Origin of the sequence: Oscillibacter sp. CAG:155 (genome assembly GCA_000436875.1) — a bacterium.
Classification (GTDB): domain Bacteria; phylum Bacillota; class Clostridia; order Oscillospirales; family Oscillospiraceae; genus Oscillibacter.
In genome coordinates this window covers 1-1859 of the sequence record FR890843.1, presented here as the reverse complement: position 1 = coordinate 1859, position 1859 = coordinate 1, and the positions used below count along the sequence as shown (strand labels likewise).

General features: G+C 54.1%; 3 protein-coding genes and 1 pseudogene. 1 reads left to right on the top strand and 3 read right to left on the bottom strand.

Going from position 1 to position 1859, the window contains the following annotated elements; genetic code table 11:
- The 3 genes and pseudogenes from QZL67_RS01485 to QZL67_RS01475 all read right to left on the bottom strand — a co-directional run.
- Nucleotides 1-255: pseudogene (locus QZL67_RS01485) on the bottom strand (30S ribosomal protein S7); the annotation flags it as partial.
- A 137-nt stretch (nt 256-392) separates the two neighbouring features.
- Nucleotides 393-809 (bottom strand): 30S ribosomal protein S12, encoded by a 417-nt coding sequence (gene rpsL / locus QZL67_RS01480; RefSeq protein WP_022289012.1) that lies wholly within the window; start codon nt 807-809, stop codon nt 393-395.
- Nucleotides 810-905: 96 nt separating this feature from the next.
- Nucleotides 906-1151, bottom strand: coding sequence for a ribosomal L7Ae/L30e/S12e/Gadd45 family protein (locus tag QZL67_RS01475; RefSeq protein ID WP_022289011.1), 246 nt, complete (start codon nt 1149-1151; stop codon nt 906-908).
- 196 nt (nt 1152-1347) lie between these two features.
- Here QZL67_RS01475 and QZL67_RS01470 point away from each other — a divergent pair, with 196 nt between their 5' ends.
- Nucleotides 1348-1746 (top strand): hypothetical protein, encoded by a 399-nt coding sequence (locus QZL67_RS01470; protein WP_022289010.1) that lies wholly within the window; start codon nt 1348-1350, stop codon nt 1744-1746.
- The last annotated feature ends 113 nt before the right edge of the window (nt 1747-1859 follow it).

Genomic DNA, 1859 nt, shown 5'->3' with positions numbered 1-1859 from the left:
ATAGTTGGCGCCGCCGACACGGCGGGCCTTCACTTCCAGGCTGGGCATGATATTCTCCATAGCCTGGTTGAACACCTCGATGGGGTCCTTTTCAGTCTTTTCCTTAATCTGATCGAACGCAGCGTAGACCACTTTCTGCGCAACGCCCTTCTTGCCGTCCAGCATGACGCTGTTGACCAGCCGCATGACCAGAACGGAACCGTAGACGGGATCCGGCAGGATCTCTCTCTTGGGAACATTACCTCTTCTGGGCACTATGCTTCCCTCCTTCATAATAATTCTATGATCTCATAGGTACTCAAAAGGCGGCTTTCCGCCTTCCGTGAATGCCTGCCAAAGAGGTATCATTTATATAAAACCTATTCGGCAAAGCTTTCAGAATGTTGCAGATCTTACTTCTGCTTGGGCCGCTTGGCACCGTACTTGGAACGGCTCTGCATCCGGCCGTTGACGCCCTGGGTATCCAGAGTGCCGCGGATGATGTGGTACCGAACGCCGGGGAGGTCCTTGACACGGCCGCCGCGGATCATGACCACGGAGTGCTCCTGCAGGGAGTGGCCCACGCCGGGGATATAGGCGGTGACCTCATAGCCATTGGTCAGACGCACACGGGCGATCTTACGCAGAGCGGAGTTCGGCTTCTTGGGGGTAGCGGTTCTCACGGCGGTGCAGACGCCTCTCTTCTGAGGAGAAGGCAGATCGGTGGTCTTGGTCTTCAGGGTGTTCAGACCGAACTGCAGGGCAGGAGAAGCGGACTTGTAGGAAGCCTGTTCTCTTCCTTTCCGGACCAGCTGGTTAAAAGTAGGCATTGAGTTTCTCCTTTCTTTCATATTTTGGACTGCCGCCAAACGCGGTCAGCCTATATTTTTTGCGGAAAGCTGGAAAGCTATTCCGAAAAAACCAAGTTATTTTTCCAGGACGGCCACTACAGATGCTCCCACAGTGATCCGGCAGGCCTGACCCAGTTGGGTCATGGTGTAGTCGGTCTCCACCGGGATGCCCGCTGCCTGACAGCTTTCAGCCACCGGCTCTGTAATGGCAGGATCGGCATCGCAGGCGAGATACACCCGCGCCGCCCGGCTCTCCCGGATCGCTTTGCGGGACTGCTTCACACCGATTACTTTCTCTTGGGAAGCAAGTTCCGAGATCACGGGAAATTCCTCCTGAAATGCATGGCAAAATTCGCAGAAAATATCCGCGCAGTTATGAATTTTAGCATGTATTCCATGATTCGTCAAGGGGTTGTGCAATTTTTTGTATTCCATCCGTTTTTCAGGTAAAAACGCAAACTTTTCAGGGGTTTTCCCCGTCTGGCTTTATAGAATTTCATGAAAAGGAGGCCTTCTCATGAACACGCTGCATAGAGCTTCTGCCCTGCTGGCCTTGGTCTGCCTGCTGTTCCTGCTGAGCGCATGCGGCGCTGCAGCTCCCCCATCCGAATTGGGTTCTGACGATCCCGCTGTGCCGGAGCCCCAGAAGGAGACCCTGGAAACCCTCCTGGGAGAAAACTACCGTACCTATATAATAGATACCATCACCATGCAGATGGAAAACCGTATGGACAAGACGCCCGACGTGGTCTTCTATCCCATTGCGGACAACACCCCGTTGACGGATTATGTGGTCATTGATGAAAATACCCCATTTTCGCAGGACGAAGAGGGGAATATCACGCTGACCTTTGAAGCCGGCGCAGTGACGGATACAGAAAACGGCGCCCAATCCTTTCGGATTCCCCTTCCCTGAGAGTTCCCTCCCCGATCCAGCCAGCTCATACTGTGAAAGCCCCCGCGGCCGGAAGGCTGCGGGGGCTTTTCGTTTCAGGGATTCAATCAGTTTTCGTCAAATGCCGGGGTCTC

Coding starts and splice junctions, on each gene's coding strand:
- rpsL (WP_022289012.1), bottom strand. CDS start 809: ATGCCTACTTTTAACCAGCTGGTCCGGAAAGGAAGAGAACAGGCTTCC.
- QZL67_RS01470 (WP_022289010.1), top strand. CDS start 1,348: ATGAACACGCTGCATAGAGCTTCTGCCCTGCTGGCCTTGGTCTGCCTG.